Source organism: Collinsella sp. AF16-8 (assembly GCF_003462695.1).
Taxonomy (GTDB): Bacteria; Actinomycetota; Coriobacteriia; order Coriobacteriales; family Coriobacteriaceae; genus Collinsella.
Genome location: NZ_QRXX01000002.1, coordinates 61065 through 76479 on the forward strand (window position 1 = coordinate 61065; position 15415 = coordinate 76479).

General features: G+C 60.5%; 13 protein-coding genes. 12 read left to right on the top strand and 1 reads right to left on the bottom strand.

Annotated elements, in window-relative coordinates; translation table 11 throughout:
* Positions 1-41 precede the first annotated feature (41 nt).
* The 6 genes from purD to carB all read left to right on the top strand — a co-directional run bounded on the left by purD (position 42) and on the right by carB (position 10032).
* Positions 42-1346 carry a phosphoribosylamine--glycine ligase gene (gene purD / locus DWW73_RS02580; RefSeq protein WP_117584036.1) on the top strand — a complete coding sequence of 435 codons (1305 nt, stop codon included), beginning with the start codon at positions 42-44 and terminating at the stop codon, positions 1344-1346.
* Positions 1347-1367: 21 nt separating this feature from the next.
* Complete coding sequence (locus DWW73_RS02585) at positions 1368-2063, top strand: NUDIX domain-containing protein (protein ID WP_199413454.1); 696 nt, start codon at positions 1368-1370, stop codon at positions 2061-2063.
* A 247-nt stretch (positions 2064-2310) separates the two neighbouring features.
* Positions 2311-4083, top strand: coding sequence for an ABC transporter ATP-binding protein (locus tag DWW73_RS02590; protein WP_117778661.1), 1773 nt, complete (start codon positions 2311-2313; stop codon positions 4081-4083).
* Positions 4084-4102: 19 nt separating this feature from the next.
* The gene (locus DWW73_RS02595) at positions 4103-5068 is read left to right on the top strand and encodes a hypothetical protein (RefSeq protein ID WP_117564028.1); all 966 of its coding nucleotides are present in this window, start codon (positions 4103-4105) and stop codon (positions 5066-5068) included.
* 208 nt (positions 5069-5276) lie between these two features.
* Positions 5277-6716 (top strand): glutamine-hydrolyzing carbamoyl-phosphate synthase small subunit, encoded by a 1440-nt coding sequence (gene carA, locus DWW73_RS02600; protein WP_117778662.1) that lies wholly within the window; start codon positions 5277-5279, stop codon positions 6714-6716.
* 1 nt (position 6717) lies between these two features.
* Positions 6718-10032 carry a carbamoyl-phosphate synthase large subunit gene (gene carB, locus DWW73_RS02605; RefSeq protein WP_117646150.1) on the top strand — a complete coding sequence of 1105 codons (3315 nt, stop codon included), beginning with the start codon at positions 6718-6720 and terminating at the stop codon, positions 10030-10032.
* A 215-nt stretch (positions 10033-10247) separates the two neighbouring features.
* Here the strand turns inward: carB and DWW73_RS02610 are convergent, their stop codons facing one another.
* Positions 10248-11030 (bottom strand): GntR family transcriptional regulator, encoded by a 783-nt coding sequence (locus DWW73_RS02610; protein ID WP_158551165.1) that lies wholly within the window; start codon positions 11028-11030, stop codon positions 10248-10250.
* 308 nt (positions 11031-11338) lie between these two features.
* On the opposite strand from DWW73_RS02610, the gene DWW73_RS02615 reads away from it, so the two are divergent.
* The 6 genes from DWW73_RS02615 to DWW73_RS02640 all read left to right on the top strand — a co-directional run bounded on the left by DWW73_RS02615 (position 11339) and on the right by DWW73_RS02640 (position 15165).
* Positions 11339-11773, top strand: coding sequence for a PTS sugar transporter subunit IIA (locus DWW73_RS02615; protein WP_089572603.1), 435 nt, complete (start codon positions 11339-11341; stop codon positions 11771-11773).
* A 79-nt stretch (positions 11774-11852) separates the two neighbouring features.
* Positions 11853-12341 (top strand): PTS sugar transporter subunit IIB, encoded by a 489-nt coding sequence (locus DWW73_RS02620; RefSeq protein ID WP_089572604.1) that lies wholly within the window; start codon positions 11853-11855, stop codon positions 12339-12341.
* Positions 12342-12413: 72 nt separating this feature from the next.
* Positions 12414-13271, top strand: coding sequence for a PTS sugar transporter subunit IIC (locus DWW73_RS02625; RefSeq protein WP_089572605.1), 858 nt, complete (start codon positions 12414-12416; stop codon positions 13269-13271).
* Entirely contained in the window at positions 13271-14098 is an 828-nt protein-coding gene (locus DWW73_RS02630; RefSeq protein ID WP_117646152.1) for a PTS system mannose/fructose/sorbose family transporter subunit IID, read from the top strand. The genes DWW73_RS02625 and DWW73_RS02630 overlap by 1 nt, the downstream gene beginning before the upstream one ends.
* Before the next feature lie 195 nt (positions 14099-14293).
* On the top strand, positions 14294-14620 hold the full coding sequence (locus DWW73_RS02635; protein ID WP_117646153.1) for a hypothetical protein: 327 nt from the start codon (positions 14294-14296) through the stop codon (positions 14618-14620).
* 104 nt (positions 14621-14724) lie between these two features.
* Complete coding sequence (locus tag DWW73_RS02640; RefSeq protein WP_158550938.1) at positions 14725-15165, top strand: MarR family winged helix-turn-helix transcriptional regulator; 441 nt, start codon at positions 14725-14727, stop codon at positions 15163-15165.
* Positions 15166-15415 lie beyond the last annotated feature (250 nt).

The following is a 15415-nucleotide window of genomic DNA, read 5'->3' on the forward strand; positions in this document are numbered from 1 at the left end:
GCTCGCGTGGAGCGGGCCATTCATCCATAGAGGAGGCACCCTTGAAGGCGGACACTCAAACCATCGACATCCTGTTGTTGGGCAGCGGCGGCCGTGAGCATGCTTTGGCAGCTAAGCTCGCAGCATCACCGCGCGCCGGCAAGCTCTACATCGCGCCGGGTAACGGCGGCACCGCGAGCTGCGGCGAGAACGTTGTTCTCGACGATTGCGATCCTGCGGCCGTGGCGGCGTTTGCCCAGAGCCACGGATGCGGACTCGTGGTAATTGGCCCCGAGGCTCCGCTCGTGGCGGGCGTGGCCGACGCCGTGCGCGCGGTGGGTATTCCCTGCTTTGGCCCGGGTGCCGAGGGCGCCCAGATGGAGGGCTCTAAGCTGTTCTCCAAGCAGCTCATGGAGCGCGCGGGCATTCCGACGGCAGCCTACGGCTCGTTTACCGACGAGGCTTCGGCTCTTGCTTATGTGCGTGAGCAGGGCGCTCCGCTGGTCGTCAAGGCCGACGGCCTTGCCGCGGGCAAGGGCGTTATCGTGGCGACCGAACTTGAGCAGGCCGAGGAGGCCGTGCGCGAGTGCTTTGGCGGCACCTTTGGCGATGCCGGCAACACCGTGGTTATCGAGGAGATGCTGACCGGCCCCGAGTGCTCGCTTTTGGCCTTTACCGACGGCAAGACCGTGCGCCCCATGGCCACCTCGCAGGACCACAAGCGCGCGCTCGAGGGCGACAAGGGCCCCAACACCGGCGGCATGGGTGTCTACAGCCCGGTGCCCATCGTGACCGACGAGGAGCACGCCACCATGGTGAAGGTCATGGAGCAGACCGTTGCCGAGCTTGCTGCCGAGGGCATCGACTACCGCGGCTGCCTGTACGGCGGCTTTATGCTCACGCCCGCCGGCCCCAAGGTGCTGGAGTTCAATGCCCGCTTTGGCGACCCCGAGACGCAGGTCGTGCTGCCGCGCCTTAAGAACGACCTGGTTGAGGTCATGCTGGCCTGCGCCAACTGTGAGCTCGATCAGATTGAGCTCGACTGGCGCGACGAGTGGGCCGTGGCCGTTGTCCTGACGAGCGCGGGCTATCCCGGCAGCTACGAGAGGGGCAAGGTCATCGCCGGTATCACCGATGCCGAGGCCATGGAGAACGTGACCGTGTACCACGCGGGTACTGCTGTGGTGAACGGCCAGCTCTTGACCAATGGTGGTCGCGTGCTTGCCGTGACCGCTCTGGGCGACACGTTCGAGAACGCTCGCAACCTTGCCTACGAGGCCTGCGAGAAGATTGATTTTGAGGGTAAGACCCTGCGTCACGACATCGGCCTGCGCGCGCTGCGCGGCCGCGACGCCTGGGATGCCTAAAGTCCGAGAGGAATGAGACGGATGGACGAAAAGAACGAAGAGCTCGTGGATGCGCAGATCGTCGAGGAGGACAGCCGCGTGTATGGGCACGCCGAGGGCGAACCTGGTGGCGAGGTCGCTGACGAGCCAGCGCTGGTGCTGGGCGACGATGACCCGCACGATGCCGAGCTGCACGAAAAGATTCTTTCGGAGGAGTGCGCCTGGAAGGGCAAGATCCTCGACGTCCACCGTCTTGAGGTTGAGCTGCCCAACGGTCGCCGCAGCGCCCGCGATATCGTTCGCCATCCGGGTGCGGCGGCCGTTGTGGCGCTGACCGAGAGTGGCAAGATCGTACTGGTGCGTCAGTACCGCACCGCCATCGACCGCGTGACGGTCGAGATTCCCGCCGGCAAGCTCGATTCAGGTGAGGACCCGCTCGATTGCGCCAAGCGCGAACTGCATGAGGAGACGGGCTTTAGGGCTGGTCGCATTCGCTTTTTGACGTCGATTGTCACGTCCTGCGGTTTTTGCGATGAGATCATCCACATCTACTTGGCTACCAAGCTCGAGTTTGATGCGCCCAACCCCGACGATGACGAGTTTGTCAACGTGGACCTGGTGCCGCTGCACGAGCTGATCGACGCCGTGCTCGACGGCAAGATCGAAGACGCCAAGACCGTCGTGGGCGCTCTTGCCTGCGACAGTATCGCTCACCGACTAGGCGGGGCAGAGCTCTAGGTTACGCGGTTTTACCAAACCGCGTAACGAGTCGACGCTGCAAACGCCCCTAAGCGGCAATCTGCCTTTCAATCGTCGCTCGCGTACCGAAGTACGCGTCGCTCCTCTTTCAAGGCACCTTGCTCGCTTAGGGACGTTTTCGCTGACGCTGCCAGAACATCGGCGTTATGCTTGTTGGGACGCTTTGTTTTCAGCCTGACCGGTTCAACCGGATTTCTCACGCTATTTATTTCTCTTCGAGGATTGCATGTTTAAAAGGTTTCTCTCGTATTACGAGCCCCAGATGGGGCTTTTTGTTGCTGATACTGTTTGTGCTCTGGTGCTTGCCGCCATTGACCTGGCGTTCCCCATTATCCTGCGCAATTTGACCGGTGGGCTGTTTACTCAGGGTCAGGCTGTCATTATGCAGGCGCTCGGCATGATCGCGGTGGGCTTGGTGCTGATGTATGCCGTCCGCTGCGCCTGCCGCTATTTTGTGAGCTATTGGGGTCACGTGATGGGCGCGCGTATGGAGTCCAAAATGCGCGAGGACCTGTTTGACCAGTATGAGCGCTTTAGCTTTGCGTACTTTGACCGCAACAGCTCGGGCGACATGATGAGCCGCGTGGTCAACGACCTGTTCGATATCTGCGAGGCGGCGCATCACGTGCCCGAGTGGATCATCATCTGCGGCATCGAGATTATCGGCTCGTTTGTGATCCTCTTTACCATCGCCCCGGTGCTGGCGCTTGCCATGGCTGTGGTGACGGCGGCGTTTGCGGTCATCATGTTTTGGCAGAACATGCGCATGCGCGAGGTCTTTAGCGACAACCGCAAAAAGATCAGCGGCATCAATGCGCAGCTGCAGGATTCGCTGGCGGGCATGCGCGTGGTCAAGAGTTTTGCCAATGAGGAGACCGAACGCTTCAAGTTCCGCGCCTCCAACAATCGCTATCTTTCGTCCAAGGAGAACATGTATCACGCCATGGGCGTCTATACCGCGACGTATGGCCTGCTCTCGGGTGTGCTCTATGTGATCGTGGTGCTGCTGGGCGGCTGGCTGGTCGCCCAGGGACAGCTGCAGGCGGTCGATATGGCGACCTTTGCACTCTATATTTCGCTGTTCTGCACGCCGCTCGAGACACTCGTCAATTCGGCCGAAACGTATCAGAAGGCCATCGCCGGCTTTAAGCGCATGGACGAGGTGCTCTCGACCGCGCCGGATATCCAGGACAAGCCGGGCGCTACGGATCTGCAGGTGACTGCCGGCGCCGTGGAGTATCACGACGTGTGCTTTAACTACGAGGACGTTGAGCTGGGCGAGGGCGATGCCGAAGAGCGTCCCGTTATCGACCATATGAATCTGTCCATCAAGCCCGGGCAGACCATCGCTTTGGTTGGCCCTTCGGGCGGTGGCAAGTCCACGACCTGTTCGCTGCTGCCGCGCTTTTACGACGTTGCCGCTGGGTCCATTAGCATCGACGGTCAGGACGTGCGCGATGTGACGCAGCAGAGCCTGCGCCGCGCTATCGGCCTGGTGCAGCAGGATGTCTACCTGTTTGACGGAACAATCGGCGAGAACATCGCCTACGGCAAGCCGGGCGCTACGGCAGGAGAGATCGCCGAGGCCGCCCGTCGCGCCAACATCGATGCCTTTATCGAGTCGCTTCCACAGGGCTATGACACGGTCGTGGGCGAGCGCGGCAGCCGTCTTTCGGGCGGACAGAAGCAGCGCGTTGCCATCGCGCGTGTGTTTCTCAAGAACCCCAAGATCCTGATTTTGGACGAGGCGACGAGTGCTTTGGATAACGAGAGCGAGGAGGCGGTGCAGGAGTCGCTCGAAGAGCTGGCACGCGGCCGCACCACGATTATCATCGCCCATCGTCTTTCGACCATTAAGCATGCCGATGAGATTGCGACCGTTGAGCATGGTCGCGTTGTGGAGCGTGGCACGCACGAGGAGCTTCTCGCCCGTGGCGGCACCTATGCCCGTTACTATCGAATGCAGTTCGAAGGTGCGCGTGCGCACGAGCTCGACTGATTGATATGACAGGAAGTTTATGGCTGACAAGAACCCTTTGACTCCGGAAGAAGTGACGGAGTTATTCTCCGAAATCGATGCATCCGGCGTCTTGGATCCCACGCTTGCCAAAAAGCGAACCGAGCGCATGCGTGAGAAGGAGGCTGCGGCCAAGCGCGGTGACAAAGCGGCGCTAGCGCAGCTGCGCAGCGAGGACCGTGCGAGCCAGGCAAAACATATCGACCCGCTGTCTGAGGACGATCCTTCGGGCTCGCAGGTGAGCCATACCATTACGAAGACCGCGATGGCCGTGGTCATCGGTATTCTGGTGCTGATCGTGGGCATGCAGATCGGCTACGGCGTGATGCGCCGTCTGAATACCGCCAACCTGTCCGAGAGCGTTTCGGTGGATACCGTCTCGACGGCGCTGAAGGGCGGCCTTGAGTGGGGCAACGGCTTTACGCAGTTTCCGCTCGATTTTACCGTCGACGAGGCCGATGAGCGCACGGGCACGGTTGAGGTGACGGTGTTGGACACATCGTCTGCCAATGAGCTCGAGCTGCTGTCCAACGGGCAGATCCAGGCCGCGGCGCTTGCGACCAACGCCCTGCTCAACGATAAGATCGACCGCGTGGTGTATAACGTTCACGCCTATATCGACGAGGATAGCAACATTCAGCACGATTCCTTTTTTGGCATGTTTCCCGCGCGGGGTCATCAGAGCGCCATTTTGACGTTTGTGTGGACCAAGAGCTCATCCAACGCCACGAGTATCGACTGGAAGATGCGCATCGTAAGCATGGACGACACCATTGCCGAGCGCATTCAAAAACAGGTGAACTCGGTTTCGTCGCTGATCGAGGACCCGGTGGTGAGCCAGACCAAGATTGACGAGGAAAAGGCCGAACGTGACCTGGAGCATCGTCTGCATGGCCGCGAGATTTTCCGCGGCGGCAAGCCCGATCGCTCACCGTCCGATCTGCTGGAACAGGACAAGCAAAAGTAAGAGGCCATTATCCCGCGTGAGCCACAAGCCCACGCGGGATAATTTTTCTGGGACGGGGATTAAATAATCATTATGCATAGAAAGTCATAATTATCATTTCGTAAACATTTCGATGAAATTAACGCCATGAGGCATGCTTGCGGTTACAATACCGCGAGGCCTAACTACACACCTTTAAGCCGGTCCTGTGAGACCGGGAAGGAGAATTATGGCGAACAACCATACCGCGGGCGCTGCCGCCCGCACCTTCGCGCCCAGCGAGCTTTGCCAGCGTATGCTGGCCAAAACCAGCAAGGGCACCTGCGGTCCCTGTATCCTGTATCTTGAGGATGGGACCATTTTTTATGGACGTGCATGCGGCGCCGAGGGCACCGCGACCGGCGAAGTCTGCTTCAACACCTCGCTCGAGGGCTACTTTGAGGTCATGACCGACCCGAGTTATGCCGGCCAAATTGTAACCATGACCTATCCGCAGATCGGCAATTACGGTATCGACGAGACCGATGTCCAGTCGGCCTTCCCCGGCGACGCCGTGCGCCCTGCGAGCGCTCCGGCTATGCGCGGCATGATCGTTCGCGACATGTGCGCCACGCCTTCTAACTGGCGCTCGGCCGTCAGCGTGCCGGAGTACCTGCGCGCTCACGGCATCGTCGCTATCGAGGGTATCGACACCCGCGCTCTGGTGCGCCATCTGCGCGACAATGGTTCCAAGATGGGCATTATCTCGACCGAGATCTTCGACGTCGACGAGCTCGCCGAGCGTCTGGACGCAGCGCCCACGCTGGTGGGCGAGAACCTGGTCAAGACCGTGAGCTGTCCCGCGCCTCACGAGTTTGTGGCCGCCGACCTGCCTGCCACGCATGGCTTTGCGCTTGTGGCTGCCGCTCCTGCCCGTCACAAAGCGGTCGCCTACGACTGCGGTGTGAAGCGCGGTATTCTGGAGGGCCTGGTCCGTGCCGGCTGCGACCTCACCGTCGTGCCGTGGGATACGCCCGCCCAGCAGGTGCTCGACATGAATCCTGATGGCGTCTTTTTGTCCAACGGCCCCGGCGACCCCGATGCCGTGGTGGAGACCTACGAGCAGGTGCAGCAGCTGATCGGCAAGGTGCCGGTCTTTGGTATTTGCCTGGGTCACCAGATGATCAGCTTGGCCTGCGGCGCCCAAATGGAAAAGCTTAAATTCGGTCACCGTGGCGGTAACCAGCCGGTTATGAATCTGGTGAGCCGTCGCGTGGAGATCACCGCGCAAAACCACGGCTTTGGCCTGCTGTTCCCCAGTCTGGGCAAACTGATTCCGGAGCTTTCCGGCGGCGAAACCGAGCATGCGGCCGATGGCGACCTGCGCGCCTGGGTGCGTCGCGGCGTCGCGCCGGTCGTGATGAACGAGCGCTTTGGTCGCATTCGCCTGACACATGTGAACCTCAACGACGGCACCGCCGAGGGCATCCAGCTGCTCGACGCCCCGTGTTTCTCGGTCCAGTACCACCCCGAGGCTTCGCCCGGCCCCACCGATGCCCACTATCTCTTTACCGCCTTTACGCGACTCATGGACGGCGAGGAGAACTACCTGGACATCGACACCGCGAAGGACCGCCTCGCCGGCTGGAATTTCGCCGAGTCCGAGAACGCTGCGACCGAGGAGAACTAACATGCCTAAACGTACTGACATCAAGCGCATCCTCGTTATTGGTTCGGGCCCCATCGTTATTGGCCAGGCCTGCGAGTTCGACTACTCCGGCGCCCAGGCCTGCAAGGTGCTCAAGGAGGATGGCTTTGAGGTCATCCTGGTCAACTCCAATCCGGCGACCATCATGACCGACCCGGGCTTGGCCGACCGCACCTATGTTGAGCCTATCACCGCCGAGTTTATCGAGCGCGTGATCAAGAAAGAGCGCCCGGACGCGCTGCTGCCCACGCTGGGCGGCCAGACCGGTCTGAACGCCGCCGTCGAGCTGGCAAAGGACGGCACGCTCGACAAGTACGGCGTCGAGATGATCGGCTGCGACCTGGCCGCTATCGAGCGCGGCGAGGACCGCAAACTCTTTAACGAGGCCATGGCCGAGATCGGCCTGGAGGTCGCGCGCTCGGGCTATGCCTACAGCGTGGCCGACGCCGAGGCTATCGCCGAGCGCGTGGGATATCCCTGCGTACTGCGCCCGAGCTTTACCCTCGGTGGCGCCGGCGGCGGCATCGCGCATACCCACGAGGAGCTCGTCTCCATCGTGAGCCAGGGCCTTGAGCTCTCGCCTGCCCATGAGGTGCTGGTCGAGGAGTCCATCGAGGGTTGGAAAGAGTATGAGATGGAGGTCATGCGCGACCACGCCGGCAACGGCATCATCGTGTGCTCCATCGAGAACCTCGACCCCATGGGCGTGCACACCGGCGACTCCATCACCGTGGCGCCAGCGCAGACCCTCTCCGACCTTGAGTACCAGCGCATGCGTGTCGCGTCGCTCGCCATTCTGGAGAAGATTGGCGTCGAGACCGGCGGCTCCAACGTGCAGTTTGCCGTGAACCCCCAGACCGGCCGTCTGATCGTCATCGAGATGAACCCGCGCGTGAGCCGTTCGTCCGCACTGGCCTCCAAGGCCACGGGCTTCCCCATCGCCAAGGCCGCCGCTCGCCTGGCCGTGGGCTACACGCTCGACGAGATCGTCAACGACATCACCAAGGCAACGCCCGCCTGCTTTGAGCCCACGATCGACTACTGTGTGGTCAAGGTGCCGCGCTTTGCCTTCGAGAAGTTTAAGGGTACCGACCCCACGCTCACCACGCGCATGAAGGCCGTGGGCGAGATTATGGCGATCGGCCGCACCTTTGAGGAGGCCTTCGGCAAGGCCATGCGCTCACTGGAGGACGGTCACCAGGGCATCTGCGCCGGTGGCAAGGAGGGTGCCGACAAGCTGAGCGACGATGAGCTCGCTCAGGCCGTGGCAACCCCGACCGAGCACCGCATCTTCTTTGTGGTCGAGGCCCTGCGCCGTGGCTGGGACATCGCCCACATCCATGCCATCTGCGGTATCGATCCGTGGTACCTCAACCGTATCAACGACATGGTGCAGGTCCAGGAGAGCATCCGCGGCCTGCGTGTGGAGGATATCGACGCCGACGCGATGCGCCTGCTCAAGCAGTACGGCACGAGCGACGCCGAGATTGCCGCGCTGACCGGCTCGGACGAGCGCTTTGTGCGCGCCTATCGCAAGGGTCTGGGCGTGGTTCCCAGCATGAAGACGGTCGATACCTGCGCTGCGGAGTTTTCGAGCGCCACGGAGTACCACTACAAGACGTACGAGAACATCTACCGCACGAGCCCGGATGCCAAGAAGTGCGTGGCTCCCGACGAGACCACGCCGGCGGACAAGCCCAAGGCGATGATCCTGGGCGCCGGCCCCAACCGCATTGGCCAGGGTATCGAGTTCGATTACTGCTGCGTGCACGCGAGCTACGCGCTGGCGGCCCGCGGCTTCGAGACCATCATGGTCAACTGCAATCCCGAGACCGTCTCGACCGACTATGACACGTCCGACCGTCTGTACTTTGAGCCGCTCACCTACGAGGACGTCATGGACGTTATCGATGTCGAGCGCCCCGACGGCGTCGTGGTGACGCTCGGCGGCCAGACCCCGCTTAAACTGGCGCGCATGCTCGAGGAGAGCGGCGTCAACATTATGGGCACAAAGCCCGACGCCATCGACTTTGCCGAGGACCGCGAGCGCTTTGCCGCCCTACTCGACAAGCTGGGCATTATGTACCCGCCGGCGGGTCAGGCCACCTCGTTTGAGGAGGCCGAGGCCGTGGCCGCGCACATCGGCTACCCGCTGCTGGTGCGTCCGAGCTACGTGCTGGGTGGCCGCGGCATGATGATCGCCTACGATGCCGGGCATCTACGCGATTACATGGCCGAGGCTGCGCGCATTAGCCCCGACTACCCGGTGTACCTCGACCGCTTCCTGGAGGGTGCGATTGAGTCCGATGTCGATGCCCTGTGCGACGGCGAAGAGGTCTACATCGGCGGCATCCTGGAGCATATTGAGGAGGCCGGTATTCACTCCGGCGACTCTGCGACCTGCATTCCGCCGTTTAGCTTTAGCGAGAGCCTGCAGGCGAAGCTCCGCGAGACCACGCGCCGCATCGCGATGGCGCTGGGCGTACGCGGCCTGGTCAACGTGCAGTATGCCATCAAGGGTGAGACCGTCTACGTGATCGAGGCCAACCCGCGTGCCAGCCGTACCGTGCCGTTTATCTCCAAGGCCACCGGCGTGCCGCTGGCCAAGTGCGCGGCGCGTATCATGGCGGGCGATTCCATCGCGAGCTTGGGCCTGCCGAGCGATGAGCGTCAGCTGGACTGGTTCTGCATGAAGGAAGCCGTTATGCCCTGGGGCCGTTTCCCGGGCGCCGACGTCATCCTGGGGCCCGAGATGAAGTCGACGGGCGAGGTCATGGGTATCGCCAAGAGCTATCCCGAGGCATACGCCAAGACGCAGCTGGCGATCGACTACAAGCTGCCCGGCCCGAGTTGCGGCAAGGTGTTCATTAGCGTGTGCGACCGCGACAAGCGCCATATCCTTTCGGTCGCCCGTATCCTGCGCTATCTGGGCTTTGACATCTGCTCTACCGAGGGTACGGCGCGCGTGCTGCGTGGAGGCAACGTGACGTGCGAGATCGTGGAGAAGATTAGCGGCCCGCACGACGGCGAGCGCCCCAACATCGGCGACCTCATCGCCGATGGCAAGATCGCGGTGATCATCAACACGCCGTACGGTCCGGGCTCGCGCGGCGACGGCTATCTGCTGCGCACCGAGGCAGTGCGACGCGGTGTGACCTGCGTGACCGCGATGTCTGCCGCCAACACGTACGTGAGTGCCATCGAGGCGGTGCGTGAGGACCAGCAGGGTCACGGCAGCGCCAACGACATGGGCATGGACGTCATCGCCCTGCAGGACCTGCCGCAGCACACGGTGTAATGTGACCTGGTCGGCCGGGGCGGCAGCCGGACACTTTCTCTCGGAAACTGGGCTTCGCGAAGTTTTCCGAGAGAAAGGACCGCCTCCCGCCCCGGCCTACGGTGACTCGGTTGCACCGTGTGCTGCCGAAGGGGCTTTGTGCGATGACTAGGGCTGAATAGAAAATGAGTGTGGGCGCCGTCGTTCGTTTGAACGACGGCGCCCACGTTTTGGATTTATTGGGCTGTGGCGGTGAAGGTTGTTTTGTCGGCGGCGATGTGCACGTGCAGCTTTGCCTGACCGTCGCAGCTGATGAGCACGCCTACCTCGAACGGGGTTCCCGTCTTGTCGTAGGTCGAACGCACGATGCGCATCGCCGCCTTACCGGTGTTCTGTCCCAAAAGACGCGCCTCATGCTTGTCGAGGTTGACCGTCTCGTAGACGGCATCGACGCTTGCGGGCAGGATGCCGGTCTTTTCCGCGATGTAGGCGTAGAGCGAGCCATCCACGTCTTTGCGCGTGAGCTCGGGGCAAAGTGACACGGGGATATAGACGTAGTTGAGCTCCATGGGTTTGTCGTTGGCGAGACGCAGGCGGCGAATCTCCCAGACGGGTGTCCCTTCGGGCACTTTGAGCCCGGAGGCGATGCCGCGGACGGCCGGTATGCTTGAAAAGGCGAGAATCTGCGAGCTCGGAACCCGTCCCGCTTCGCGCATCCGCGCGCTGAAATTCAGGGCCAGGTCGATGCCGGGTGCTGAAGTTTGGGGCTTGATGAACGTGCCCTGGCCGCGCTTGCGCACCACGCGCCCCTCGATGACGAGATCTTGGAAGCAACGGCGCACGGTCGCGCGCGATAACTCCAGCCGCTCACAGATTTCGAGCTCGCGTGGCAGCGGCGTCTTGGTGTCGAACGCCTGGCTGGCGATAAGCAGAGCGATTCGATGTTTAAGCTGGACATAGAGCGGCGTATCACCGCTGCGGTCGAAGGGTTCGGAGGCGAGAAACGAGATCATATCCATGGGGTACCTCCATGTCGTGGGCGTACGTGACATGGTCTGACACTGCGGGGCAAACCGGAGATGCCAGGCCCGATTCTTGCTGGTATGTATGGTGCATAAGGAACATAAAACATTTATCAGGCAATCTACCTGCTATTTTAAAAATAATTAGAAGAAAAAATAATTTAGGCACAAAAATAGTTACTACCGTTAACCGATGAATAGTTGCCGTTCGCAACTATTTTCTTGTACCGAACATGCCCCGGCGCAACAATAATCTCAGCAAAAAGCAAAGCCGTGCGACACACGGCAGGTCGAGAGGAGACCGCATGCGGTATCTGGTAATGGTCAGTCACGGAACGCTCGCTCCCGGACTGCACAGTGTCCTCAAGATGCTCGGCAATGACGCCCCGAACATCTTGTCGACGAGTCTCGTGGACGGCATGGGCGCTGACGAGTATGTCGAGAACGTCAAGGCGATGCTCGCTCCCGTTACCGCCGATGACGAGGTTGTCCTGCTTGGTGACATCCTGGGCGGATCGCCGCTCACCAATGCCATGAACACGCTGGCCGAGAAGGGTTTGCTCGCCCACACCATTGCCTTCGGCGGTATGAATCTGCCCATGGCTATGACCGCCATGATGGGGCTTGCCACCATGGACCTGGATTCCCTCAAGCAGATGATGCTGCAGGAGGGCAAGAACGGTATGTCCGAGCTCGTTGTCCCGACCGATGACGCCGACGACGAGGACGACGACATCTAGGCAGCGCATCCGCCCAAATTTTCGTGATGGAGCGGGGGTTAAGAGGAAAGACCCCCGGTGATAAAGAAAGGGAGAACGCATGATTTCGTTCATCCGTATTGATGACCGTATGATCCATGGACAGACCGTTACCCGTTGGGCCCTCGAGTATCCCTGCGACGGTCTTATCGCCGTCAACGACGCTGCAGCGTCCAACCCCGTGCTCAAGGAGGCCTACAAGAGTGCCTCGGGCAAGAAGACGTTCGTGTGGACCAAGGAGCACTTCAAGGAGGTCTCCGAGAAGGTTCTCAAGTCCGACACCAAGTACTTCCTGATCACCAAGAACCCGCTCGACATGAAGGAACTTCTCGTCGATTTTGGCTTTAAGCCCGGCATGGACCGCATCATCGTCGGTCCCTGCAACGATCGTCCCGGCACCACCAAGCTTGGCAACAACCAGTCGATCACGCAGGAAGAGGCCCAGGCGCTCGAGGATCTCACCAACGCCGGTTACACGGTCGAGTTCGCCCTTATCAAGGAGAAGTCCATCGGTGAGTGGCCCAAGTTCCGCGGTCAGTTTGGCTTCTAGTTAGGTGCCAGCCGCATTTTGGTATCTACAGCCCTTGGTGAAAGGGGCTGAGGAATAAAGAAAGGGGAAAGCATGGCAATCAATGCATTCCAAGCCGCGCTGTTCGGCCTGTTCGCCTGCCTGGCATCACTGCCTGGCATGGGCGGCACGACGATCGGCAACTACACTCTGGGTCGTCCTCTGGTCGCCGGCCTCATCGTCGGCATCATCATGGGCGATATGCAGACGGGTATCCTCGTCGGCGCTGCCATCCAGGTTGTCTACATCGCTCTCGTGACCCCCGGCGGAACCGTCTCCGCCGACGTCCGCGCCGTGTCCTATATCGGCATCCCGCTGGCGATCCTCGCCATCAAGAACTCGGGCATCGATCCCGCCTCCGCTGAGGCTGCCGGCATGGCCGCATCCCTCGGTGCCGCCGTCGGCACGCTCGGCACTGTGCTCTTCTATGGCACCGCCACCATCAACCTGGTGTGGCAGGGCATGGGCTGGAAGTGGCTCGAGAAGGGCGATCTCCACAAGCTCTACCTGGTCAACAACGTTCTGCCTTGGATCGGTCACATCGTCTGCTCGTTCCTCCCGACGTTCATCATCACCATGGGCGGCACCGCCATGGTCGACCTCATGAAGACCTACATGCCCATGGACGGCATCGCGATGAAGACGCTGTTTACCGTCGGCTCGCTGCTGCCTACCGTCGGTATCGCCATCCTGCTCAAGCAGGTCATCTCCAAGCCGACGGACTTCCTGACGTTCTTCTTCGGCTTCACCCTGTCCGCTGTTATGGGCTGCAACCTGATCGCCGCTGCCGGCATCGGCTGCTTCTTCGCCCTGATCAACTATGAGATCGCTTCGCTCAAGATCGACCTCGCAAACGCTCCCAAGGCAGCTATCGCCTCGGGCTCAGATGATGAGGAAGAGGAGGACATCTAATGGCAGAGAAGAAAAAGCTCTCTAAGAAAACGCTTGCCAAGTCGTTCCGTAACTGGTCCTATGGCAACCTGACCTGCTTCTCGCAGGAGCACATGCAGACCTTCGGTTACCTGTGCGCCATGCTTCCGATTGTCGAGGAGCTCTACGACACGCCCGAGGAGCAGAAGCAGGCCCTCCAGACCTACTCCGCGTTCTTCAACACCGAGCCGCAGATCGGCACCATGATTGTCGGCGTCACCGCCGGCCTCGAGGAGGCTCGCGCAAACGGCGAGGCCATCGACGACGACGCCATCAACGGCATCCGCGCCGGCCTCATGGGCCCGCTCGCCGGCCTTGGCGACTCGCTGATCGTCGGTACCCTGATCCCGATCCTGCTCGGTATTGCCCTCGGTCTCTCGACCGGCGGCTCCCCGCTCGGCGCCATCTTCTATATTGTCGTGTGGAACCTGCTCATGTTCCTTGGCATGCGCTTTGCCTACAACCAGGGCTATGAGCTCGGCGGCAAGGCGGTCGAGGCCCTCGTCGGCCCCAAGGCCAAGGCTCTGCGTGATTCCATCGTGATGGTCGGTACCATGGTCATCGGTGCAGTCGGTGCTACCTGGGTCTCCATCACCTGCAGCCCCAACCTGGTGCTGCCCGGTGGCGGTAAGTTCCAGGACACGCTCGATGGCATCTATCCGCACCTGCTGCCGATGATCTTCATCATCTTCTGCTGGTACATGATGACCAAGAAGAAGGTCAACCCCATCGTTATGATGCTGATCCTCGTTGTGATCGCATTTGTGGGCGTTCTCATTGGCTTCTTCGACCCGGCACTGAGCTACTAGTCATCATCCCCTGGCCCCCTGTAAGGCCGTGCGGCCTCAACCGCACGGCCTTCTGATTTTGCGCCGCCCTTCAAGGGCAATATGGCCAGCGACCTCCATCGCCTACACGACACCCGCTATATTGCTCTTGAAAGATGACGTATTCGACAAACGATGCACTTGCGCATGATGCACACTTTGCACGAGGAGGACCATATGCACGAGAAACATGGACACGACCTTTCGCGCGACGACTTGATTCGCGAGGCAAAGATGCAGACCGATGCTATTCAGCGGCTCAATGTTTGGCTGCGCCTGGGCTATTCGCTCGTGGCGATTGGCTTTTTGATGGGGATGTGGGGTATGCAGGGCGGCCCCGGCTGGGGTGTCCCCGTGGGCATCGTGTGCCTGGTGGTGGGCACTCCGCTTTCGATCGTGCTTAAGGTCGGCACGACCAACGCCAAAAAGAATGTCGAGCGCATGCTCGAGGCCGCTGGTGTCGACGTTGAGGAGCTTATGCGACGCAAGAAGGACGAGCAATAGACTTCCGCGTTGGGGTATCATAAATAATTGTTGCGAATGTTAACTAATGTACGGCAAATGACGGTTTTATGGCCCTTCTAGAGTTGCAAAGGACAATATCCCCAGTGGATTACGATGACGTCGCTCGAAAACTGATTGTGTACTCACGTTCCCTTGCCAAGGGATCCTTGAGTGCTGCCGGCGGCGCCAGTGTGGGCGAGGCACCGGTTTTACAGTATCTATCGGGTATTGACGGTGATGTCATTCCCTCCGAGATTGCCAAGAAGCTGAAATTCTCCCGTGCGCGCATGTCGCATATCTTGGATTCACTCGAGAGTAAGGGTTACGTTCAGCGCAGGACTGATCCAAACGATCGTCGGCGTGTGCTGGTGAGCATTACCGAGGAAGGCCGTGATTTCGCGGCGAAAAAAAATGCCGAGAGTGTGGCATCGCTCTCGAAACAACTCTCAGCGCTCGGCGAGCACGATGCCCAGGAGCTCGTGCGCATCCTGAATAAAGCTTACAGCCTTACCTATGATGCCGACGACTACCTGGACAATCTATAAGGATAAAGACAGACATTTAGGTGCATCTTGAAATGCACCCGGGACAGTTGTGCCCATCAGCCACCGTCAACATCTCATTCCAAACCAAATCAGCCAACGTACGTCATGGCAATCCCCGGTAGGTTGCAGGATGGCGGCTGAGCCTTTCCCTCGGGAAACTTCGCGAAGCCCAGTTCCCGAGGGAAAGGTATGGTCTGTGTAATACCAGACAAACAGTACATTTTTGCTAGATTGGTATTTGACTGAAGAA

What these genes read in the sequence shown, in the direction of transcription:
- DWW73_RS02585 (WP_199413454.1), top strand. Translation starts at nt 1,368, where the DNA reads ATGGACGAAAAGAACGAAGAGCTCGTGGATGCGCAGATCGTCGAGGAG.
- DWW73_RS02590 (WP_117778661.1), top strand. Translation starts at nt 2,311, where the DNA reads ATGTTTAAAAGGTTTCTCTCGTATTACGAGCCCCAGATGGGGCTTTTT.
- DWW73_RS02595 (WP_117564028.1), top strand. Translation starts at nt 4,103, where the DNA reads ATGGCTGACAAGAACCCTTTGACTCCGGAAGAAGTGACGGAGTTATTC.
- carA (WP_117778662.1), top strand. Translation starts at nt 5,277, where the DNA reads ATGGCGAACAACCATACCGCGGGCGCTGCCGCCCGCACCTTCGCGCCC.
- carB (WP_117646150.1), top strand. Translation starts at nt 6,718, where the DNA reads ATGCCTAAACGTACTGACATCAAGCGCATCCTCGTTATTGGTTCGGGC.
- DWW73_RS02610 (WP_158551165.1), bottom strand. Translation starts at nt 11,030, where the DNA reads ATGGATATGATCTCGTTTCTCGCCTCCGAACCCTTCGACCGCAGCGGT.
- DWW73_RS02615 (WP_089572603.1), top strand. Translation starts at nt 11,339, where the DNA reads ATGCGGTATCTGGTAATGGTCAGTCACGGAACGCTCGCTCCCGGACTG.
- DWW73_RS02620 (WP_089572604.1), top strand. Translation starts at nt 11,853, where the DNA reads ATGATTTCGTTCATCCGTATTGATGACCGTATGATCCATGGACAGACC.
- DWW73_RS02625 (WP_089572605.1), top strand. Translation starts at nt 12,414, where the DNA reads ATGGCAATCAATGCATTCCAAGCCGCGCTGTTCGGCCTGTTCGCCTGC.
- DWW73_RS02630 (WP_117646152.1), top strand. Translation starts at nt 13,271, where the DNA reads ATGGCAGAGAAGAAAAAGCTCTCTAAGAAAACGCTTGCCAAGTCGTTC.
- DWW73_RS02635 (WP_117646153.1), top strand. Translation starts at nt 14,294, where the DNA reads ATGCACGAGAAACATGGACACGACCTTTCGCGCGACGACTTGATTCGC.